At 66.0% G+C, this 21,055-nt stretch carries 21 protein-coding genes and 1 other RNA gene; 9 read left to right on the top strand and 13 right to left on the bottom strand.

Translation table 11 applies throughout. The features are described from left to right. Nucleotides 1-50: 50 nt before the first annotated feature. From ELY13_RS09505 to ELY13_RS09480, 6 genes are read left to right on the top strand one after another with little or no spacing between them, the layout of a single operon-like run. Nucleotides 51-1,172 carry an NAD-dependent epimerase/dehydratase family protein gene (locus ELY13_RS09505; RefSeq protein ID WP_126173684.1) on the top strand — a complete coding sequence of 374 codons (1,122 nt, stop codon included), beginning with the start codon at nucleotides 51-53 and terminating at the stop codon, nucleotides 1,170-1,172. Further along, complete coding sequence (locus ELY13_RS09500) at nucleotides 1,169-2,251, top strand: NAD-dependent epimerase/dehydratase family protein (protein ID WP_126173683.1); 1,083 nt, start codon at nucleotides 1,169-1,171, stop codon at nucleotides 2,249-2,251. Before ELY13_RS09505 ends, ELY13_RS09500 begins: the two co-directional genes overlap by 4 nt. Beyond that, nucleotides 2,248-3,357, top strand: coding sequence for a glycosyltransferase family 4 protein (locus ELY13_RS09495; RefSeq protein WP_126173682.1), 1,110 nt, complete (start codon nucleotides 2,248-2,250; stop codon nucleotides 3,355-3,357). Before ELY13_RS09500 ends, ELY13_RS09495 begins: the two co-directional genes overlap by 4 nt. Then, on the top strand, nucleotides 3,354-4,472 hold the full coding sequence (locus tag ELY13_RS09490; RefSeq protein WP_126173681.1) for a CgeB family protein: 1,119 nt from the start codon (nucleotides 3,354-3,356) through the stop codon (nucleotides 4,470-4,472). Before ELY13_RS09495 ends, ELY13_RS09490 begins: the two co-directional genes overlap by 4 nt. Beyond that, nucleotides 4,469-5,560: a CgeB family protein gene (locus ELY13_RS09485; RefSeq protein ID WP_126173680.1), complete on the top strand. Its 1,092-nt coding sequence runs from the start codon at nucleotides 4,469-4,471 to the stop codon at nucleotides 5,558-5,560. Before ELY13_RS09490 ends, ELY13_RS09485 begins: the two co-directional genes overlap by 4 nt. Continuing rightward, on the top strand, nucleotides 5,557-6,648 hold the full coding sequence (locus ELY13_RS09480; protein WP_126173679.1) for a CgeB family protein: 1,092 nt from the start codon (nucleotides 5,557-5,559) through the stop codon (nucleotides 6,646-6,648). Before ELY13_RS09485 ends, ELY13_RS09480 begins: the two co-directional genes overlap by 4 nt. An 83-nt stretch (nucleotides 6,649-6,731) precedes the next feature. On the opposite strand, the gene ELY13_RS09475 is transcribed toward ELY13_RS09480, so the two are convergent. Both ELY13_RS09475 and ELY13_RS09470 read right to left on the bottom strand, forming a co-directional pair. After that, nucleotides 6,732-8,522: a glycoside hydrolase family 15 protein gene (locus tag ELY13_RS09475; protein ID WP_126173678.1), complete on the bottom strand. Its 1,791-nt coding sequence runs from the start codon at nucleotides 8,520-8,522 to the stop codon at nucleotides 6,732-6,734. Continuing rightward, nucleotides 8,519-9,535 (bottom strand): SDR family oxidoreductase, encoded by a 1,017-nt coding sequence (locus ELY13_RS09470; protein ID WP_126173677.1) that lies wholly within the window; start codon nucleotides 9,533-9,535, stop codon nucleotides 8,519-8,521. Before ELY13_RS09470 ends, ELY13_RS09475 begins: the two co-directional genes overlap by 4 nt. A 133-nt stretch (nucleotides 9,536-9,668) precedes the next feature. On the opposite strand from ELY13_RS09470, the gene ELY13_RS09465 reads away from it, so the two are divergent. Then, nucleotides 9,669-10,046: a sensory rhodopsin transducer gene (locus tag ELY13_RS09465; protein WP_126173676.1), complete on the top strand. Its 378-nt coding sequence runs from the start codon at nucleotides 9,669-9,671 to the stop codon at nucleotides 10,044-10,046. Here ELY13_RS09465 and ELY13_RS09460 read toward each other — a convergent pair. Genes ELY13_RS09460 through ELY13_RS09425 form a run of 8 tightly spaced genes read right to left on the bottom strand, consistent with a single transcriptional unit; the run spans nucleotide 10,031 to nucleotide 16,503 of the window. Continuing rightward, nucleotides 10,031-10,915, bottom strand: coding sequence for a kinase (locus ELY13_RS09460; RefSeq protein WP_126173675.1), 885 nt, complete (start codon nucleotides 10,913-10,915; stop codon nucleotides 10,031-10,033). The two genes, ELY13_RS09465 and ELY13_RS09460, sit on opposite strands and share 16 nt — an antisense overlap. After that, nucleotides 10,912-11,880, bottom strand: a complete 969-nt coding sequence (locus ELY13_RS09455) for a 2-hydroxyacid dehydrogenase (RefSeq protein WP_126173674.1) — start codon at nucleotides 11,878-11,880, stop codon at nucleotides 10,912-10,914. Before ELY13_RS09455 ends, ELY13_RS09460 begins: the two co-directional genes overlap by 4 nt. After that, on the bottom strand, nucleotides 11,877-12,719 hold the full coding sequence (locus tag ELY13_RS09450) for a beta-etherase (RefSeq protein ID WP_126173673.1): 843 nt from the start codon (nucleotides 12,717-12,719) through the stop codon (nucleotides 11,877-11,879). The genes ELY13_RS09455 and ELY13_RS09450 overlap by 4 nt, the downstream gene beginning before the upstream one ends. Nucleotides 12,720-12,775: 56 nt before the next feature. Next, nucleotides 12,776-13,693 carry a ketopantoate reductase family protein gene (locus ELY13_RS09445; RefSeq protein WP_126173672.1) on the bottom strand — a complete coding sequence of 306 codons (918 nt, stop codon included), beginning with the start codon at nucleotides 13,691-13,693 and terminating at the stop codon, nucleotides 12,776-12,778. Further along, a complete protein-coding gene (locus ELY13_RS09440; protein ID WP_126173671.1) occupies nucleotides 13,690-14,274 on the bottom strand; it encodes an NUDIX hydrolase in 585 nt (194 codons plus the stop codon). Before ELY13_RS09440 ends, ELY13_RS09445 begins: the two co-directional genes overlap by 4 nt. A gap of 21 nt (nucleotides 14,275-14,295) precedes the next feature. After that, a complete protein-coding gene (locus ELY13_RS09435; protein ID WP_126173670.1) occupies nucleotides 14,296-14,976 on the bottom strand; it encodes a TPM domain-containing protein in 681 nt (226 codons plus the stop codon). After that, nucleotides 14,976-15,824 carry a TPM domain-containing protein gene (locus ELY13_RS09430; RefSeq protein WP_126173669.1) on the bottom strand — a complete coding sequence of 283 codons (849 nt, stop codon included), beginning with the start codon at nucleotides 15,822-15,824 and terminating at the stop codon, nucleotides 14,976-14,978. The genes ELY13_RS09435 and ELY13_RS09430 overlap by 1 nt, the downstream gene beginning before the upstream one ends. Nucleotides 15,825-15,831: 7 nt before the next feature. Then, nucleotides 15,832-16,503: a LemA family protein gene (locus ELY13_RS09425; protein ID WP_126173668.1), complete on the bottom strand. Its 672-nt coding sequence runs from the start codon at nucleotides 16,501-16,503 to the stop codon at nucleotides 15,832-15,834. 149 nt (nucleotides 16,504-16,652) lie between these two features. Between ELY13_RS09425 and mscL the strand changes: the two genes are divergently transcribed. Together mscL and ssrA are read left to right on the top strand one after the other, a co-directional pair. Beyond that, nucleotides 16,653-17,132: a large conductance mechanosensitive channel protein MscL gene (gene mscL / locus ELY13_RS09420; protein WP_126173667.1), complete on the top strand. Its 480-nt coding sequence runs from the start codon at nucleotides 16,653-16,655 to the stop codon at nucleotides 17,130-17,132. Nucleotides 17,133-17,142: 10 nt separating this feature from the next. Further along, nucleotides 17,143-17,503, top strand: a transfer-messenger RNA (tmRNA) gene (ssrA, locus tag ELY13_RS09415). A 336-nt stretch (nucleotides 17,504-17,839) separates the two neighbouring features. On the opposite strand, the gene rsmA is transcribed toward ssrA, so the two are convergent. Genes rsmA through ELY13_RS09400 form a run of 3 tightly spaced genes read right to left on the bottom strand, consistent with a single transcriptional unit; the run spans nucleotide 17,840 to nucleotide 21,001 of the window. Further along, the gene (rsmA, locus tag ELY13_RS09410) at nucleotides 17,840-18,664 is read right to left on the bottom strand and encodes a 16S rRNA (adenine(1518)-N(6)/adenine(1519)-N(6))-dimethyltransferase RsmA (RefSeq protein WP_126173666.1); all 825 of its coding nucleotides are present in this window, start codon (nucleotides 18,662-18,664) and stop codon (nucleotides 17,840-17,842) included. Next, on the bottom strand, nucleotides 18,661-19,665 hold the full coding sequence (gene pdxA, locus ELY13_RS09405) for a 4-hydroxythreonine-4-phosphate dehydrogenase PdxA (protein ID WP_126173665.1): 1,005 nt from the start codon (nucleotides 19,663-19,665) through the stop codon (nucleotides 18,661-18,663). The genes rsmA and pdxA overlap by 4 nt, the downstream gene beginning before the upstream one ends. Beyond that, a complete protein-coding gene (locus ELY13_RS09400; RefSeq protein ID WP_126173664.1) occupies nucleotides 19,658-21,001 on the bottom strand; it encodes a peptidylprolyl isomerase in 1,344 nt (447 codons plus the stop codon). The genes pdxA and ELY13_RS09400 overlap by 8 nt, the downstream gene beginning before the upstream one ends. Between the last annotated feature and the right edge of the window lie 54 nt (nucleotides 21,002-21,055).

The following is a 21,055-nucleotide window of genomic DNA, read 5'->3' as shown; positions in this document are numbered from 1 at the left end:
GGCGTGATTTTATCGGTCTTCTCAGACGGCCGGAACACAGTGGGGGTTCAATGACGGAAACGGTTCTCGTAACGGGCGGCGCAGGATTCATCGGCAAATCGGTGTGCAGGGAGCTCCTGCAGCGCGGCAACCGCGTTCGCGTGCTCGACAGTCTTCTGGAGCAAGTTCACGGCGACACGGGCGGAAAGCGGCCCGATACGCTTCCGGACGACGTGGAGTTCATCCATGCGGACGTCCGTTCCGGTGATGCGGTGGCCAGCGCATTGCGCGGAGTGGACAGCATGATCCACCTTGCTGCCGAAGTCGGGGTGGGCCAGTCGATGTATGAGGTGGAACGCTACACCTCGACCAATGACGTCGGCACGGCCGTCCTGTTCGAACGGCTGATCGACCACCCGGTGCGCCGGGTCGTCACCGCGTCTTCGATGAGCATCTATGGCGAAGGGCTGTACCGCGATGCGGACGGCAACCTGGTGGAGGACGCCGCGCGCGGCGGCTTGCGCGACGGGCAGGCGAACTGGGAGCCGGTGGATGCCAAGGGGCGCCCGCTGACCCCGGTTGCGACGCCGGAATGGAAGCGGCCGAACCTGTCTTCGATCTACGCCCTCAACAAGTACGTGCAGGAGCGCACGACCCACATCATGGGGCCGCCCTACGGGATCGAGAGCGCGTGCCTGCGCCTGTTCAACGTCTATGGCCCGGGCCAGGCGCTGTCCAACCCCTACACCGGGGTGCTGGCGATCTTCGCGTCGCGGCTGCTGAACGGGCAGCCGCCGATGATTTTCGAGGATGGCGAGCAGCGGCGCGATTTCGTTCACGTGCATGATGTCGCCCGCGCCTTTGCCGATGCACTGATCCTGCCGGAAGCGGTCGGCGGCACGTTCAACGTCGGTTCGGGCCATGATCGCTCGGTCAAGCAGGTGGCGCACGAACTGGCCAAGGCGATGGGAAGGGGCGCCATCGAACCGGAAATCGTCGGCAAGGCCCGCACGGGCGATATTCGCCACTGCTTCTGCGACACGACCCTATCGCGCGAAGCGTTGGGGTTCGAAGCGCGCGAAGACTTCGCCGAGGGTCTGGCGGACCTGGCTGAATGGGTATCCCGCCAGACCGCCGAGGACCGCGTCAGCACGGCGCGGAGCGAACTCGAGGCGCGCGGGCTGGTCGCATGAGCGGGTCTGGTCCAGAGACGATCCTCGTCACCGGCGGTGCAGGGTTCATCGGTTCCAATCTCGCTTTCCGGCTGGCAAGCGAGGGGCACCGCGTACGCGTGTTCGACGCGCTGAACCGTCCCGGAGTGGAAGCCAACCTCGACTGGCTAAGCCGCTGCCACGGCGATCTGATCGAGCCGGTGATTGCCGACGTGCGTGACGCCGATCGGCTGGCCGATGCGGTGCGCGGGGCGAGTGCGGTGTTCCACTTTGCCGCGCAAGTGGCGGTGACTACCAGCATGGCCGATCCGCGCAGTGATCTGGAGATCAACATAGGCGGCACCTTCAACCTGCTGGAAGCCGTGCGGGCCCGTGCGCCCCAGGCGCCGGTGATCTTCGCCTCGACCAACAAGGTCTACGGCGACTTGTCGGGAATCGACATGAAGCTGGCCGATTGCGGCTACGCCCCGGATGAGCCGGAGCTGGCCCGGCGCGGGGTGTCGGAGCATCAGCCGCTCGATTTCCACACGCCGTACGGCTGCTCCAAGGGTGCGGCCGACCAGTACGTGCTCGATTACGCGCGCAGTTATTCGATGCGGGCGGCCGTGATGCGGATGAGCTGCATCTATGGTGAGCGGCAGATGGGCACGGAAGACCAGGGTTGGGTCGCCCATTTCCTGATCCGCGCGCTGCAGGGCGAGACGATCACGCTCTACGGCGACGGCCAGCAAGTCCGCGACATCTGCGACGTTGCCGATACCTGCGAGGCTTACCGTTCCCTGTTGCGGAACATCGACCGGGTATCCGGGCGCGCGTTCAACTGGGGCGGGGGGCCGGATAACGCCGTCAGTTTGCTGACGTTGCTGGAGGAAATCGGGACCATCATCGGTCATGCGCCCAAGGTGGAGTTCTCCGACTGGCGACCGGGGGACCAGCGCTGGTTCGTTGCCGACACGCGGGCGGCGGACGAAGCGCTCGGGCTTGATACGCGCAAGCCTTGGCGGAAGGGCGTTCGCGACCTTGCTGGCTGGCTGCGGGAAGCGCGCGGACTTCAGGACGATTTCGCGCCGGTACAGGCGGTCCGCGCGGTGACGGCATGACAACGCGCGAGCGCCTGCGCATCCTGATGACCGCCGATGCGGTTGGCGGAGTGTGGCAGTACGCCACCGAGCTGTCCGGCGCGCTGGCCGAACTGGGGCACGAGGTGATCCTCGCGGTGTTCGGGCCCGATCCCACGCCCGAGCAGCGCAAGGAAGCACAGCAGATTCCCGGGCTGCGGCTGGTCCTGACGGGAATGCCGCTGGACTGGCTTTCCTCGGCGCCCGAACCGGTGCGCTACGCGGCGCGCGAGCTGGCGGATCTCGCGGCGCGGGAAGCCGTCGACATCGTTCACTGCAACACTCCCGCGCTCGCTGGGCTGGCGGAATTCACCGTTCCGGTCGTGGCGGTCACGCACGGCTGCATCGCCACCTGGTGGGAAGCGGCAAAGGAGGAGCCTCTTGCCCCCGAATACCTCTGGCATCGGGAAATGATGCGCCAGGGCCTGCTGTCTGCCGATGCGGTGGTCTCTCCCAGCGCCAGCTACGCTGCCATGATCCAGCGCGTTTACGAATTGCCGTCGCTGCCGCTGGCGGTGCACAACGGCCGGGCGCCGATCACGTCCGGGTGCCGGGAACGCAAGCCGCTGAAGGCTGCCTTCACCATCGGGCGGCAGTGGGACAAGGTGAAGAACGCGGCCCTGCTCGATGAAGTGGCGGCCTTGCTCGAAGTCCCGTTCCTTGCTGCCGGGCCGCTGCAGGGTCCGAACGGACAGGAAGTCGCGTTCAGCCATCTCCAGCCGCTCGGCCGCCTCGACACCACGGCGCTGAACACGCTGCTGGGATTGCGGCCGGTGTTCGTTTCGGCCGCGACTTTTGAGCCGTTCGGCCTCGCCGTGCTGGAAGCGGCGAGCGCCGGCTGTCCGCTGGTACTGTCGGACATCCCGACCTTCCGTGAATTGTGGGACGGGGCTGCGCTGTTCGCCGATCCAGAGGATGCCGATGCCTTTGCCGCGGCAATCGGGCGCTTGCTGAACGACCCCGATCTAAGGCGCGACCTGGGAGAGGCGGCGTCCGAGCGGGCGCGGCGTTTCACCCCCGATCGCATGGTTGGCGACATGGTGCCGATCTACCAGCAACTTCTGGGGCCGCAGGAGGTGGCGGCTTGAGGATCGTCTACTTTACGCACTCGCTCGCATCCTGCTGGAACCACGGCAACGCCCATTTCCTGCGGGGCGTGCTTGATGAACTGGCAGAGCGGGGCCACGATGTGCGCGCGTTCGAGCCGGAGAACGCCTGGAGCCTGTCCAACCTGCTGGCCGATCACGGCCCCGAAGGTCTTGCCGCCTATCGCGAGAAGTACCCGCGCTTGTCCTCGACCGTGTACGCCGCCGGTGCGGACCCGGCGGAGATGGTCGACGGAGCCGATCTTGTCATCGTCCACGAATGGAACGAGCCGGAACTGGTCGCGGCTGTGGGTGCCTTGCGCAAGAGCGGTGCACCGTTTCACTTGCTGTTCCACGACACCCACCACCGCGCAGTCAGCGCGCCGGAGGAAATGCAGCGCTTCGACTTGTCTGCCTATGACGGGGTGCTGGCCTTCGGCGAGACCTTGTCCGAAGTCTATCGGGGCTGGGGCTGGGAAGGCCGGGTATGGACTTGGCATGAAGCGGCCGACATTCGCCGGTTTCATCCCCCGGAAACGGATGCAGACCGTCAGGGCCTCGTCTGGATCGGCAACTGGGGCGATGGGGAGCGGACCGAGGAACTGGAGCGTTTCCTGTTCGCTCCCGCGCGAGCCGCAGGCCTGCCGCTGGACATCTATGGTGTCCGCTACCCGCAAGAGGCGAAGGACACGCTGGCCCGCTACGGCGCCACGTACCACGGTTGGGCCCCCAACGCCCGCGCGCCGGAGATTTTCGCCCAGGCCTTGGCGACCGTCCACGTGCCCCGCCGCTATTACACGACGATCCTTCCCGGAATCCCGACGATCCGTGTGTTCGAGGCGCTGGCCTGCGGCATTCCGCTGGTCGCCGCCCCATGGGAGGATGCCGAGCATCTCTTCCGGCCCGGCACGGACTATCTGGTGGCTCGGGACAGAGAGGAGATGGAACGGCACCTGAAGGCCCTTGCCGCCGATCCCGCCTTGCGCGTGTCGCTGGCGGCCAGCGGACTGGAAACGATCCGCGCCCGCCACACCTGCGCCCACCGTGTGGATGAACTGCTCGGCATCGCGGCGCAGGTGGCAGGACGAACAGACAAGGACATGAGGAAAACCGCGTGAAGATTGCTTTCTACGGATCGAGCCTGCTGTCCTCCTACTGGAACGGAGCGGCGACGTATTACCGCGGCATCCTGCGGGCACTCGCCGCGCGCGGGTATGAGATCACGTTTTACGAACCGGACGCGTTCGACCGCCAGCAGCACCGCGACATTGATCCGCCGGAATGGGCGCGTTCGGTCGTCTATGGCGCGACACCCGAGGCCCTGCGCCGGGTGCTGGCTGAAGCGGGCGCAGCCGACGTGGTGGTGAAGGCCAGCGGGGTCGGCGTGTTCGATCGCGAGTTGCTGGAAGGCGTCCTGCGCGAAAGCCGCGAGGATGCACTGGTGCTGCACTGGGACGTCGATGCCGCCGCCACGCTCGATGAAATGCGCGCCGACCCCGATCATCCCTTGCGCACTGCGCTGGACGATCTGGACATGGTGCTGACCTACGGGGGCGGCCCCCCGGTCGTGGAGGCTTATACCGGCTTCGGCGCCCGGCAGTGCGTGCCGGTCTACAACGCGCTCGATCCCGAAACCCACCACCCGGTCCCGGCCGATCCGGCGTTCGCCTGCGACCTCGGGTTTCTGGCCAACCGCTTGCCGGATCGGGAGCGGCGGGTGGAGGAATTCTTCCTGCGCCCCGCCGCGCTGCAGCCGGACAAGAGCTTCATGATCGGGGGCAATGGCTGGCACGACAAGCCGATGCCGGAGAACGTGCGCGCGATTGGCCACGTTGGCACGGCTTCGCACAACGCGTTCAACTGCACCCCGCGCGCGGTGCTGAACGTAGCGCGAGATTCGATGGCGGAAATCGGTTTTTCACCTGCGACCCGAGTGTTCGAAGCGGCCGGTGCGGGGGCGTGCCTGATCACCGACGCGTGGGAAGGGATCGAGATGTTCCTTGAACCGGACCGCGAAGTGCTGGTCGCCCGCGACGGGCAGGATGTCGCCGATCATCTCGCGGCGCTGACCGACGAGCGCGCTCGCGAAATCGGGCAGGCGGCGCTGAAGCGGGTGCTGGCCGAACACACCTATGACCTGCGGGCCGCCGAGGTCGACACGATCCTGCGCACGGCGCGCGCGCGCAGCCGGGAGATCGCCGCGTGAAGCTGGTCGTCCTCGGCCTCAGCTTGTCCTCATCGTGGGGGAACGGGCATGCGACCACGTTCCGGGCGCTGCTGTCCGCATTCGCCGCGCGGGGGCACGAGGTGCTGTTCCTGGAAAGAGACGTGCCGTGGTATGCGGAGCACCGCGACATGCCGTCGCCGGACTTCTGTCGCCTGGAATACTACGACAGCGTTTCCGCGCTCGACCGTTGGCGGGAGGAGATCGCGCGGGCCGACGCAGTCATGGTCGGGTCCTACGTTCCGGACGGCGTGGCCGTGGGCCGGTACGTCCAGCAACACGCGCGGGGGATCACCAGCTTTTACGATATCGACACCCCCGTCACGCTGGCCAAGCTGGCGCGGGACGACCACGAATATCTCTCACCCGACCTGATCCCCGGCTACGATCTCTACTTCTCGTTCACGGGCGGGCCGACGCTCGATCGGCTGGAGCGGGAGTTCGGATCTCCGGGGGCAAGAGCGCTGTACTGTTCGGTCGATACGGAGCGCTATCGGCCGCTCGATGTGCCGGCGCGCTGGGACTTGTCCTACCTCGGGACGTACAGCCCGGACCGGCAGCCCACTCTGGAGCGGTTGCTGCTTGAACCCGCTCGGCAGCGGCCGGACAGGCGCTTCATCGTTGCGGGGCCGCAGTATCCGGCAGATATCGACTGGCCGGCGAACGTCGAACGGATCGAGCATCTGCCGCCCGCCGACCACCCGGAATTCTACGCGGCATCGCGCTTCACGCTCAATGTTACCCGCGCCGACATGATCGAGGCGGGCTGGTCTCCCTCCGTGCGCCTGTTCGAGGCAGGCGCCTGCGGCACCCCCATCATTTCCGATCGCTGGGAAGGGCTGGACGAACTGTTCGAGCCCGGCCGGGAAATCATCCTCGCTGACAACAGCGCGGATGTTCTCTCTGCGCTCGAACGCGACGCCGGAGCCCTTGGGCAGGCGGCGCGGGATCGCGTGCTGGCTGGACACAGCGCGGCCTGCCGAGCTGCGCAACTGGAGAGCGATCTTCGCGAAGCGGTGCTCTCGGGCGAAGTGCCTGAAAGACCTACGGAACGGATGCTTGTGAGATAACGCCGAAAGGTTGTGCGCGCCTCGCCTTGTTCGCCTTAGGGTGTGACGTAGGCGGCGCCCGGCTGGAACAGGCGGCCACGGCGTTACTCCGACTGGGCAGGCCGATCCTCTCCATGACCGTTCATCAGCCGATAAGCGGTCCCCACGAGCGACAAGTGCGATAGTCCCTGCGGGAAGTTGCCGAGCTGCCGAGTGCTGTCCAGCGCCAGTTCCTCGCTCAGGAGGCCGAGGTCGTTGGCACGGTCCAGCAAGCCTTCGAAGATCGCGCGGGCATCGTCCTTGCGGCCTTGCATGCAATAGACGTCGGCGAGCCAGAAGCTTGCGGCGACGAATGCGCCCTCATCGCCTTCCAGCCCGTCTTCTATGTCGCCGGCGTAGCGGCGTACCAGCGGGCCGTGCTTCAACTCGCGCTCGATTGCCTCAACGGTTCCGACCACACGCGGATCGTCCGGCGGAAGAAAGCCGACCAGCGGAATCCGCAAGGCCGCCGCATCCATCTTCTTGCTGCCGAAGGCATAGACGAAGGCGTTAAGCTCCTTGTCGAAGCCTTTTTCCAGCACCTCCTCCGCCACTTCGCGGGCAAGATCGCGATAGCGGCGGCACCGTTCCTCGTCGTGGTCGCGGAACGCGGCGGCGGCCCGGTCGAACGCGGCCCAGCACATGACCTTGGAATACGTGTGGTGAAGCGGATTTGACCGGATTTCCCAGATGCCGGCATCCGGTTTCTGCCATTCCTTTTCCAGACAATCGGCCAGCATCCCGATCAGGGCCAGCGTCTCGGGACTGTCCGAGATCCCTTGCTCGATAGCCTGGTACAGCGCGTCGACCACTTCGCCATAAACATCGAGCTGGAGCTGTATTTCCGCACCATTGCCGAAACGAACGGGCTGCGCGCCGTTGAACCCACTTAGCCAGTCGGCCGTCCACTCCAGCGCGCGGTGATCGCCGGTGACGGTGTAGAACGGCTGCAGGTGAATGGGATCACCACCGGTGGCGCGGCGCAGCCAGTCGATCCACGCCTTGGCTTCCTGTTTCATGCCCATGCTGGTCAGCGCCAGCAGGGTGAAGGTGGCATCGCGCAGCCAGCAGTAACGATAATCCCAATTGCGGACCCCGCCGGGATTTTCCGGCAGGGACGAAGTGGGCGCGGCGATGATGCCGCCGGTCGGCCGGTGGATCAGGGCCTTCAGCGTGATCAGCGATCGGACGACGGTGTCGCGATACTCGCCGTGGTATTCGACTTCCTCCAGCCAGTCGGCCCAGAAGTCCTCCGTGTCGCGCAACGCGCGGATCGGATCGACCCGATCGGGCACTTTCTCGTGACTGGGAAACCATGTCAGGACAAGAGAGCGGCGCTCTCCTTCCGTGATCGTGAACTGGCTGGTGAAGCGGCGATCGGCGAATTCGATCCCGACATCGAAGTTGAGGCTGACTCCATCCGGGCCGCTGATGGCGACGGCGCGTTTCTCTCCCTTCTCGTACACGAGCGGATTGATCCGGCCGTAGTCGAACCGCAGCAGCAGCTGACTGGTTACCTCGGCTTCACCTTCAAGGCATTCGACGATCCGCACCACATCGGGCGCCTCACCCCGGATCGGCATGAAATCGATCAGGCGAACCCGGCCGGTCTCGCAGGCAATCTCGGTTTCAAGGATCAGGGTATCGCCGCGGTACCGACGACTGGTCTCGCCCGTGGCTCCGGCAACATCGATCTTCCAGCAGCCGTTCTCCTCGTCCCCCAGCAGCGCCGTGCAACAGGCTTCGGAATCGAAGCGGGGAAAGCAGAGCCACTCCAGCGTCCCTTGCCGGTTGATCAGCGCGGCCGTCTCGCAATCGCCGATCAAGGCATAGTCCGCGATGTCCTTTCGGCTCATCGGCGTGAACGAGTTCCGAGCCAGGCCAGACCCCCGACTGCCAGCGCCAGGGCTGTTCCGGCGATTACCTCAACCGGGTGGGTCGTCAGCCACAACTGGGAACTGCGGGTGCGGGCGGTGGAGTCGAACCGCCCATGAGCCCCGAAATCGCCGGGCACAGGTTCGTACAGGTTGTTGCGGCGGTCGGGCGAGACCGGCTCCTTGGCCTGCTGCCCCGAAACGCCCGTGGCGGCGAGATACCGGTCCACCAGCGGAGAGGCGATGCGATCACCCCACACGGCCTGGATGGTCGGCCAGCCGAGCAGCATCTCCTTGCGCTTGTGATGAGCGGCATAGTGGATCGCCTCGGCCGGAATCTCCGGTTGGTAGGGAGGGCTGGCGGGCTTTGGCTTGTTCGGCAGGTTGGTCTTGATCCAGTCGAATTGCGGGGTGTTGACCCCCGGCAGCTGAACCATGCTGACCTGAACGTTCGATTTCGCGTGGATCAACTCCGTGCGGATCGAGTCCTGGAATCCCTGGATCGCGTGCTTCGCCCCGCAGTAGGCGGACTGGAGCGGGATGCCGCGATAGGCGAGCGCGCTTCCCACCAGCACGATCGATCCCCGGTCGCGCGGGACCATGCGTTTCAGCGCCGCATAGGTGCCGTGGACCTGACCAAGGTAAGTGACCTTCGTTACCCGCTCATAATCCTCCATCGACATGTCGAGGAAGCGCGACAGAATCCCGGCGAACGCGGCGTTGATCCAGATGTCGATCGGACCGAACCGCTCCTCTATCCTGTGCGCCGCTTGTTCCACCGCGTCGGCATCGGCGACGTCGCATTGACAGATCAGCGCCTCGCCCCCGGCTTCCTCCACTTCGCGTTTAGTGCCTTCCAGTCCCTCGATACCCCGGGCGATCAGGGCAATCTTCGCCTTGTCCTGCGCAAACCGCCGGACGACGGCTCTGCCGACCCCCGCGGATGCTCCGGTAACGACGACGACGGGCGGATCGGACAGAGTGGTGTTGCGCATACCGTCTACAAAGCTTTCCGGAAGAAGCCGGTTCCGCGAAGCCGGTGCCGGGTGCCGAAATTCGGCGTCTCCGGAAACGGAGCCTCGCCCCCGGGCGTTGGCGGACTGCAACGGCAAATTACTGGAGGCATCGATGGAAGCGATCGGACGCACGCGCTGGGTAATTCCTGAAGGATACATTCCTGCAGAAAGCATGGTCAACGCGAACGAGGAACTGCTGAGCCACGAAGCGGCCTGCATCCTCAACACGGGCGATCAGGACGCGAGCGTCACGATCACGATCTTCTTCACCGACAGGGAACCCGCCGGCCCTTACCGCGAGACAGTCGGCGCGCGCCGGACGAAGCACGTGCGGTTCAACAACCTGAGCGATCCCGAACAAATGCCGCTGGGCATTCCCTATGCCAGCGTGATCGAAAGCGACGTGCCCATCGTGGTCCAGCACACCCGGCTGGACAGCCGCGCGGCGGAAATCGCCTTGCTTTCGACGATGGCCTACCCGGTGGAATAGTTCGCGCCCGTCAACCCGCGGCTGGCGTGCGGGCGCTGGCCGGCGTCGACTTCGAACAGGACGTCGGCCCGGCCCGGCATTTCCGCCAGCGTCCAGCGCGTCAGCCGTTCGTAGTGGGCGATGAAGCGCTCGATCGCCGCTGCGTCCATCAGCGCCGGGCCTTCGGGGCGGGGCCGGGCGAGTTTTTCTTCCTGCCGCAGTCGGTTTGCACGAACCACCTCGAAGCCGGTCACCTTCAGCATCACCAGCAGGTCGGTCCGTGCGAACAGACGGGCGTAGTCGGTGGAAAGCCTGTGATTGACGTGGCGCCGCCAATTGCCGGCCGGGTCTTCCTCAGCCTCCAGACGGTTGATCGGCCGGGCGAGGGCGTCTTCCGGCTGCGGCGCCGCCCCGACGCACCAGCCTTCGAACAGCACGACATCGACAGCACCCTTCACTTGCTCAGGAGAAGGGGAGCGGTCATCCCGCGCCTTGTCGAAGCGGGGCAGTGCCGCGCCGCGCCCGGACAGGAGCCGGTCCAGCACCTCCATCCCCAGCGCCACATCGTGCGTTCCGGGTACCCCCCTCGTGACGAACAGCGGATGGACACCGCGGGCCAGCCGCTCCCGCTCCGCCCGGGTGCAGTACAGATCGTCGAGCGAGAGAGTCACCGCGCGCAGGTCCTGTTCCGCCAGCAGTGCTTCCAGAAACCGGCAGGCGGTCGATTTCCCGCTTCCCTGCGCGCCGTTGACGCCGATCAGCAGCGGGCGCTTGTCCGCCGCGCGTCGGGCAATCGACGCCGCCAGCGGACGCCAGCACTGCTCCACCACCGTGCGGTAGCTTTCCGGCAGCGCTTCGGCTTCGATCAGCGCAGCGATCGGGTCCTTCATGCCACCCGGTCGGGCAGCGGCTGACCCTCGATCCAGGCTTCGATGTTGGCAATGGCGCGCAGGCCCATCGCGGTGCGTGTTTCCTGCGTTGCGCTGCCGAGATGGGGCAGGAGGACGACGTTCTCCAGTCCCGCCAGCTCGTCCGGAACCTTCGGCTCGTGCGGATAGACGTCCAGCCCCGCTCCGGCGAGGCGGCCTTCGCGCAAGGCATACGCCAGCGCCGCGTGATCGACCACCGATCCGCGCGCGGTGTTGATCAGGTAGGCTCCTGGCTTCATCGCCGCCAGCGCGGCCGCATCGATCAGGTTTTCGGTTTCCGGTCCGCCCGGCACGTGCAGGGACACGAAGTCGGCCACCGACAGAAGACTTGCGAGATCGGGATGGAACTCCGCCTCCAGTTCCCGAGCGATTGCCGGGTCCGCTTCGCGCCGCCCGAAATAGGCGATCCGCATTCCGAAGCCGCGCGCCCGCCGCGCCGTCGCTTGCGCAATTCGCCCGAAGCCGATCAGGCCCAGAACCTTGCCGCCAAGGGAGGAGCCGAGCAGGTGGGTCGGCCGCCAGCCGGTCCACTGCCCGGCGCGCACTTCCCGCTCCCCTTCGCCGGCCCGCCGGGCCGCCATCAGCATCAGGGTCAGCGCGAGGTCGGCGGTCGCATCGGTCAGCACGCCGGGCGTGTTGGTGACCGCGATCCCTTTTGCTTTCGCGGCCGCCAGATCGATGTGATCGAAGCCGACGCCGTAGTTGGCGATCAGCTTGACCCGGTTTCCGCCTGCAATCACCTCGCTGTCGATCCGGTCGGACACCGTCGGGCAGAGCACGTCGAATTCCGCCATTGCCGACGCGAGAGTCCGCTGATCGAGCGGGACATCCGCCTGATCCACCACAAGGTCGAACCGCTCCGCCATGGTTCGCTCGACTTCCTCCGGCCAGCGCCGGGTGAGAAGGACGCGCGGGCGGCCGGTCACGACTTGGTCAGTCCCTTGCCGATGGTTTCGGACTCGCTGCGGGTCGACTGCGGACCGCTGTTGCGCTTGTGGATGCCGCCCGCGCCCTGAACCTTCTGGAACGGTTCGGGCTGGTCCTCCCGCGGCTGGAGCCCGTAAAGCTGGTTCAGTCCCGGATGACGGCCGAGCCCGTCATACAAGTCACGGCACCGCTCGATCCAGTCGCGCAGGGGATCGTCCTCTGCCAGCGCGGGGATGCGGCAGACGGAGGCGGTAAACAGCACGGAGCCAAGGATGCGGTAATCGGCATAGTTCGGCGTTTCGCCGCCGAGCCACGGGAATTCACGCAAGGCCAGGCGCAACGGTTCCAGTTCGGCGGAGATCCCCGGAAGGCGATCCTCACGCCCGGCCTGCCGATCCTCCAGCTTCATCCCGATGATCGCTTCGCGCGTGCGGGTGACGTATTCGTGGTCTTGCGGCAGGGACAAGTCACGGTAATCGGCGCAGTAGCACCGCATCCACGGGGAAGTCGCGACGCGCCAGAACCAGGCATCGAGCACCCGCAGCTGAGCAGCGACGCTCGGGTGCGGGATCAGGGCGGGGCGGTCGGGGTACTTCTGGTCGAGATATTCGACGATCGTCCAGCTATCGAGCACCCATTCGCCGTCGTCGACAATCGCGGGCAGCCGCTCCGTCTGGCCGCCGGTCCGCTCAAGGACGCCGGTGAACCCGCCGGGGACAACGTCGATGTCGAACCCCTTGTGCTTCAGCGCGTACTTGGTCGCCCAGACGAACGGGCTGATGGTCGCGCCGGTGGAAAGCTGCAGGTCGTAAAGGGTGATTGTGTTGTTCCGGGCCATCGGCTCTCTCCTTTGATCTGGATTGCTATGGCTCCGGCGGGGAAAAGAAAAGCGCCTTAAGCCAGCTTGGCTTCTTCCAGCCTGACCAGCTGCCACAGCGTCTGGAGCAGCGGCGTGGCCACGCCCGCTTGCTCCGCCGCTTCCACGATCGCGCCATTGATCGCGTCCACCTCGGTTCGCCGCCCGGCGTTGAGATCCTGCAGCATCGAGGGTTCATGGTTCGCGTGATCGCTCATGGAGACTTCCGTCAGGTCAAGGATCGCCTGCGCATCCACCGCCACGCCGCTCGCCTCTGCCGTGGCGGCGCCTTCGGCCACCGCTTGCCGGATCATCGCGCGGCTTTCCGGGTTAGCGCCCAGGAATCCGGGAGTGCGGCGCGTGAGGGCGCAAAGCGGGTTCATTGCCGCGTTGAAGATCGCCTTGGACCAGATCGCGCTTCCGATCGCGGGATCGAGTCCCGACGGCAGGCCGCCGGCGGTGAGCCGCTCCGCCACTGTGCGGGCGAAACCTTCGTCGGTGGAGAACGCCGGGTACAGCTTCGTCCCGCCTTCGCCGTGGGATCGCACGCGCCCGGGCCCTACGAGGTCGGAGGGCAGGGTGCTGACGCCCGTCAGCACGTTCTCCCGCGCCACATGGCGCGCCACCCGCTCATCGTTGCCGAGCCCGTTCTGCAGGGTCAGCACCCGGGTTTCCGGGCCAATGATCGTCTTCACCCCCGCCAGTGCGGCATCGGTCTGGAAGGTCTTGGTGAACAGGAGGATCAGGTCGGCCGTGCCGCTGACCTCAGCCGGATGCACGGCAGCCAGCGGCAGATGCTCTGTCCCGGCGCGGGTTTCCAGTTCCAGTCCGTTCGCGCTGATCGCTTCGAGATGTTCGCGGTTCACGTCGACCAGCGTCACCGCGCAACCGGCGCGGTGGAACGCCCCCGCGTAAAGACATCCCATGGCGCCCGCGCCGACGATGAACACCTTCACTGGGCGGAATCCTCCAGGAATCCGCTGCCGAGCAAGGCCAGCAGCTTCACGTCGATGCCGTGGCCCCGGGCGCGGTATTCCCTGACGGTTTCGGCAATGCGATCGATCGGCACGCGAAGGACAATGATGTCCTCGGTATCCGTCCCGCCGCCATCCCCCACCTGTGTCAGCCCCGTCGCCTTCACCAGCGTGAAGCTTTCGGTCAGCATTCCGGGGGAGGAGAAGAATTCTCCCAGGTCTTCCAGGTTCGCGGCCCGGTATCCGGTTTCCTCTTCCAGCTCTCGCGCGGCGGTCGCAAGTGCGCCTTCGCCCTCGGCACCATCCTCGTCTCCGATCAGGCCGGCGGGCAATTCAAGGCTGAACCGGCCCATCGGCACGCGGTACTGATCGACAAGGATCACCTCGCCCGCGTCGATCGCCAGGATGGCCGCGGCGCGGATGTTGCGGGCCCGTCCCGCGTATTCCCAGCGGCCCCGGCTTTTCGCGAGGACGAACTCGCCGCCCCACTCGATCTTTTCGGGCGCCTCGGCGTCGGGGGGAAGGTCGCGTTCGGAATCGCTCGTTGGGGGGCGGTCGGTCACGCCTTCTCCTGTGTCTTGGGGTTACAATTCGACCAGCCGGTCGGGTAGCTCGTTCCGGTCGCCCTCGGCGCGCGGGAAATGCTCGGCCAGGACGGCGCCGACGTGTTCGACCGCCGCGATCATGCCTTCCGCGATGCGGCCCTGGCGCAGGTGCTCAACCATCGCGGCCATTGCATCGCCCCAGACTTCCGGATCGACCCTGGATGCGATCGCCTCATCCGCAACGATTTCGGCCCGGTGTTCCCGCATGGAAAGATAGATCACGATCCCGGTGCGCCCGGTAGTCTTCCGCTCGGCTCCGATGCGGAACAAGCTGATGGCGCGGTCTCGCACGCGGGCAGTCTTGATCGGACCGGGAATGACGGCGAATTTCAGCGGCTGCCACAACTGGATGGCCCAGACGGCGACGAATTTCAGGATCGCGACGCTCGCCGCCAGGCCGAAGATCGCCGACGGCGTCCAGACGTGGTTCCAGTCGCCCAGCATCGAGTCGACCAGATCGAGGTAAAATCCGGGAAACCACGCCAGCACCACCAGCGCCGTCAGCGCGATGAGGGCCGACCAGGCCAGCGCGATGTCGCTGTACCCGTCGGAACGATCCGCCACGACGGTCACGATTTCGCCGGAACTGAGCTGCTCTGCCCGGGCGACCGCATCGCTCACCAACCGGTGCTGGGCGGGATCGAGGTAGAGACCTGCCATTACCAGCTGCCGCCTGCGCCGCCGCCGTTGAAGCCGCCGCCTCCGCCGCCAAAGCCGCCGAAGCCCCCACCTCCACCGAAGCCGCCACCGCCGAAACCGCCGCCGCCAAATCCGCCCCCGAACCCGCCGCGCCGTCCGACATGGCTCGACAGTGCACTTGCACCCCACAACATGACCAGCGGGCTGATCCCGCCGCGGCGATAGCGCCGGCCGCGCCTTCCGCCGCCACCGCGCCCGAAGATGAGCATGAACATCACGATCAGGAAGATCCAGAAGAAGACGCTCGCGATGCTGGTCGAACCTGTCGCTTGCCCCTGCTGCCGTTCGGCCGCGGCCGCTGCTTCGGCAACCGCCTCTGCGCTGGCCGGGTCCATGTTGAGGACTTCGATAATCTGATTGACGCCGACAGCGATCCCGCCGGCGTAGTCACCCTGCCTGAACCGCGGGACGATGTCGTTCCGGATGATCCGTCCGACCATTGCGTCGGTCAGGTTGCCCTGAACGCCGCGTGCGGTGGTGATCCAGAGATCGCGTTCCTGCGGAGCGATCAGGAACAGGACGCCTTCTTCCGTCTCGGCCCCGCCGATGTCCCATGTTTCCGCCAGTTGCTGCGTATAGGTCGCTATCGGCAGCCCCTGCAGGTCGTTTACGGTGGCAACCACCACCGCGCGGCCGGTCTGCGCGTTGTACTGGGCCAGTTGCTGGCCGATCGCGGCTTCCTCGGCGGGCGGCAACAGGTTTGCGGCGTCCAGGATGGGGCCGCTGGGGCGTGCCGGATACTCGGCGGCGGTACCCGGAGCCGCCGCCAGGGCCAGGATGACGGCCAGCCAGAGGAAAAGCCGTTTCACCGGCGGGTCAGCGAGCCGCCGCCGCGGGCTGGCCTGCGCCGACGTTGTCGTTCGCCGCCGGAGCGGGCGCGCCGATATCGCCGAAGTCGACTTGCGGAGCGGCCTGCGTTTCCGGTTCGGCGGTGAAGGGCTGCAGCGGCTCCGCACCGTGGATCACCTTCGCACCAATGGCCGAAGGGAAGGTGCGGATGGTCGTGTTGTAGTCCTGCACCGCCTCGTTGTAGCGGGTGCGCGCGACATCGATCCGGTTCTCGGTCCCTTCCAGCTGGGTCATCAGGTCGGCAAAGCGGGCTTGGCTCTGGAGGTCGGGATAGCTTTCCACCACGGTGCGCAGCTGGCCCAGCGCCTGGGTCAGCTGGTTCTGCGCCTGCTGAAATTGCTGGAACTCCGCCGGGTCGGACAAGTCGTCGGTCGTGACGTTGATCGAGGTGGCCCGCGCCCGCGCGTTGGTGACGTTGGACAGGATCTGGTTTTCCGATCCGGCCGCCGCCCTCGCGGTCGCGACGAGGTTGGGGACAAGGTCGGCCCGCCGCTGATAGGCGCTCTGCACGTCGGCCCAGCGCGCTTTTGCTTCCTCTTCCTTGGTCGGCACTTCGTTGATCCCGCAGGAAGCGAGGCCGAGCGCGGCGATCACGAGCACCGCCAGGCGTCCCAGGCGAGTGACGGAAACAGTCGGCATTGTCGAAAACCTCCCAAGGCACAGTTCGCATCCAGTTAGCATGGGTGCGAAGGCTTGCAAACGTCCCGGCCCGCCCGGCCCGAGTCTTGTCGGCCGGGGAGGGGGATGGCAGGGGGCGCCGAGCCGGTGCCGGGGCAGGAGAGGAACGGATGGGCTTCATCGGAGAATTCAAGAAATTCGTCGCCCGCGGCAACGTGCTGGATCTCGCGGTCGGCGTGGTCATCGGTGCCGCTTTCGGACGGATCGTCACGGCGCTGACCGAAAGCATCATCATGCCGCTGATCGCCGCCATCGTTGGTGTGGTGGACTTCTCGAACTATTTCATCCGTTTGGGACCGGTCCCGGTATCCTACACGGGAGACCCGGAAAACTACGCGCAGCTGAAGCAGGCGGGCGTGCCGATGCTGGGCTATGGCGATTTCCTGACGCAGGTGGTCAACTTCCTGATCGTCGCCTTCGCGCTGTTCCTGCTGGTCAAGTCCGTCAACCGGGTGATGGACGAGATCGACGAGAAGAAAAAGTCGCTGGAGGACACTTCTGCCAACAGCAGCGTCCCGACCGATCCGCAGCTCGACGTGCTGAAGCAGATCCTGCTGGAATTGAGGAAGGACACGGGCGGGGCGAAATAGGGCGCCTTGGTCACTTCACATTCAGCAAGAACCGCCTATATCAGTCCCTGCCGGTTTCGACCGGCTATGGCGATAAAGTGTGGTGTGCAATAGGCACAGCGGACCCGGGGGCAGTACCCGGCGGCTCCACCACTTCTCTCCTCGGTGTCCTTTGCGGGATATCATGGGGGGAAATGACGGGGCCGAACCAGGATCGACGTGTGTTGAAAGGCATCGCTTTCGCCCGGGCTGAGTAACCCGTTCAAGGCTCAAAACACACAAGTGCCAACGATAACGAAGCACTCGCTATTGCAGCGTAATTGAGGGCCTAACGGCCTGACATTACAAAGCTAAAGCGCGGTTGGACCCACCGGGCAACAGAAGGGATACCAGGGGCCCGGGGCGAGCCTGGCAACAGAATCGCCCCACCGGACCTGCGAGGGCAGGCGCGATCTTCCTCCACCCACAGCGGTCTTCGCCCCCAAAACAAGGGCGCGCGAGCCTGGCAACAGAATCGCCCCACCGGACCTGCGAGGGCAGGCGCGATCTTCCTCCACCCACAGCGGTCTTCGCCCCCAGAACAAGCGCGCGAGCCTGGCACCAGAGCGGCCCCACCCTGCCTGCAGTGACAGGCGCGACCTTTCCGATCACGAACGTGCCTGGCCCCCTGAGTTGATGCGCGAACCGGACAACAGAACCGCTTCACACCACGCGCGGTGACAGGCGCATCAAGTCGTGCCCGACAACACCCGCGCGAGTGCGACGAATTCCTCGATCGTGACGGTTTCCGCGCGCCGGGTGGGATCGATTCCTACTTCGTCCATTGCCTCGGCCGCGCCGGGCGTTCCCTTCAGGCTCTGGCGCAGCATCTTGCGCCGCTGGCCGAACGCGGCTTGCGTCAGCCGTTCCAGCACCCTGGCCGAAACCCCTTCCGGCATGGCGGTCGGCTCGATGTGGACAATCGCGCTCATGACCTTGGGCGGAGGAGTGAAGGCGCTGCGGTGCACCTTCATCGCCAGCTTGGCGGTTGAGCGCCATTGCGCCAGCACCGCGAGACGGCCGTAGGCATCGCTTGCCGGCTTGGCGACGATCCGCTCGGCCACTTCCTGCTGGAACATCAGGGTGAGCGAGCGCCAGCGCGGGGGCCATTCCTGCCCGCCGAGCCAGCGCGTCAGCAGCACTGTCCCGACGTTGTAGGGCAAGTTGGCGACAACCGCGTAAGGTTCTCCCATCAATTCATCGTGATCGATCGTCAGGGCATCGCCTTCAACCACGCGCAGCTTGCCGGGGAAAGCCTGTTCCAGTTCGGCCAGCGCGGGCAGGCAGCGCCGGTCCATCTCGATCGCCATCACTCGCGCTCCCGCGCGCAGTAGCGCCCGTGTCAGCCCTCCGGGACCCGGTCCGACTTCCAGCACCGCCGTGTCAGCCAAGCTGCCGGGGATCGCGGCGATCCGGTCAAGCAATTGCTCGTCCAGCAGGAAGTTCTGCCCCAGAGCCTTTGTCGCCTTGAGACCATGCGCGGCAATTACCTCACGCAGCGGAGGGAGGGTCATCGCGCGCGCCGTGCCGCGGCTTGCCCGGCCAGCCGGATCGCGGCGACCGTCGCGCCGGGATGGGCCGTGCCGGTTCCGGCAATGCCGAAAGCGGTGCCGTGATCGGGCGACGTGCGAACGATCGGCAGACCAAGCGTCATGTTGACGCCTTCATCGAAATCGAGCGCCTTCAGCGGCACGAGCGCCTGATCGTGGTACATCGCAATCGCCACATCGTAGGTTTCCCGGGCGCGAGGGGCGAACAGCGTATCGGCTGGCCAAGGTCCGCTCACCTCGATGCCCTCCGCGCGCAGAGTCTCGATCGCGGGGCCGATGATCCGCTGCTCTTCATCGCCCATGCGGCCGTGTTCCCCGGCGTGGGGATTGAGCGCCGCAATGGCGATCCGGGGATGTGCGATCCCGAAATCGCGCTGAATGCCTCGCGCGACAATTCGCGTCCGTCGACAGATCAGCTCAACGCTCAACAAAGTCGGAACTTCCGCCAGCGCGACATGAACGGTGAGCGGAACGGTCCGCAGCTGCGGCCCTGCCAGCAGCATCACGGCATCCGTGGCCGGAACTCCGCAGGCGTGGGCGACGAATTCGGTCTGTCCGGGAAAATCGAACCCGACCTCCGCCAGACGGGACTTCGCAATGGGACCGGTGACGAGTGCGCCTGCGGCCTTTCCGGTTACCAGAGCTGTCGCTTGCCGAAGGGAGGCAAGGGCGAGCTTTGCGCCGCCGGCATCCGGTTTCCCGGGGCGGTAGGGGCCATCAAGCTCCCCCAGAACCGGGAGGGCCTTGTCGAACAGCGCCGCCGCTTCCGCCGCATCGGATACCGGGTGAACCGGAACGTCCAGCCCGCGCTGCTCAGCCGCTGCGCGCAGCAGGGAAACCCCTCCTGCCACGAAGAACGGCGGCAGACCGGACCGGACCCGGCGCACCCATGCCTCGCAGATCAGCTCCGGCCCGACGCCTGCCGGATCGCCAAGCGAGAGCGCGAGGGGCAGGTCCTCAGTTATATTCGATCACCGCATCGCGGCGCAGGTCGCGCAGGTAGCGCTGGGCCCGCCTGTTGATCCGGTCGTCCTCCAGCTGGGCCATCAGCGCGTCGAAGTTTGGCGTGGCGCTACCCGACTGGGGATCGTCGCGTCCGCACAGCAGCAGGACGCGGACGCCTTCTTCGATCGAGCCGAACGGCGGAGTGCTCTGCCCGACATTGAGCTGCAGCAGGGTCTGCTGCAGCGCTTCGGGCAGGTTGCGGACCGGCAGCTGGTCGCTGGAGACGACGCTTGCGCCCATCGCCGCTGCGGCCTGATCGGCATCGCCGCACCCGCGGATCTTCCCGACGGCATCGGAGAAGCTTGCAATCCGCTGGCGCGCCTGGTCTTCGGCCATTCCCTTGGGCAATTCGATCGAGATCTGCTTCAGGCTAAGTATCGCGTCGCGCGGATCGGCCACGCCGACCTGCCGCTTGTCGATCAGGTAGAGGATCGAGAACCCGCCAGGGATCTCCACCGGACCGACGAGCTGGCCGGGTTCCAGTGTCCGCGCGGAGTTTTCCAGCTGCGGATTCTGCAGCTGTTCCAGCCGGATCCAGCCGAGATCGCCACCGACCGCAGCCGTGGAGGCTTGGGAATATTGCCGCGCATAGGCAACGAAGCTGCCGCCCTGCTTCAGTTGCTCCACGATCTGCTGTGCGTTCTGGAACACGGTATCGCGCGTGGCAGGGGTGGCGGAAAGGTAGATTTCGCCCAGACGGTATTCATCGGTTCCGCGGGACGCCTTCAGCCGGTCCTGCAGTTCGTTCACCTCGCTTGCCGAGACATTGACGAACGGCTGGATGTTCCGCTGCAGCAGCCGGTTCCAGGAGAGCTCGCCCCGGATCTGCCGCTGGAGCGAGGCAGGGGAAGAACCGATGGAGCGGAGATAGGCGTTCATCTCCGAGGTATCTTGCTTGAACCGCTGCGAAGCGACGTTCCGGTAAGTCTGCTCCACTTCTTCATCGCTGACGGCCAGGTCCTGCGCCCCGGCTTCCTGGATCTGCAGCGTCTCGTCGATCAGGTTGCGCAGGACTTGCAGCCGGAGCCGCTGCAGTTCCTCTTCCGAAGGCGCCGCCTGATTGGCCGCAAGCACCAGCGCGACACGCTGTTCCACGTCGGTCCCGGTGATGACATCGCCGTTCACGCGGGCCGTGGCGCGCCGAAGATTGGGATTCTGCCCCAGAATCTGCACGTCGTTCGGGATGTTGAAGGGGTCATCGAGGGATGTTTGCTGGGTGTCCTGTGCATGGACTCCCCCGGCCAGCAGGCCGGCAAGGCTGCCCGCCAGCAGGACGGAACGACCGAAAACCTTCATTCGTTTGGAGCTGGTGATCACGCAATTGGTCCCGTACACGGCGCGTCGGCGCCC

The sequence above is a fragment of the Altericroceibacterium xinjiangense genome (assembly GCF_003958635.1).
Classification (GTDB): domain Bacteria; phylum Pseudomonadota; class Alphaproteobacteria; order Sphingomonadales; family Sphingomonadaceae; genus Altericroceibacterium_A; species Altericroceibacterium_A xinjiangense.
Note: the sequence above shows the minus strand (reverse complement) of the source record. Positions and strands in the feature narration are given on the sequence as shown.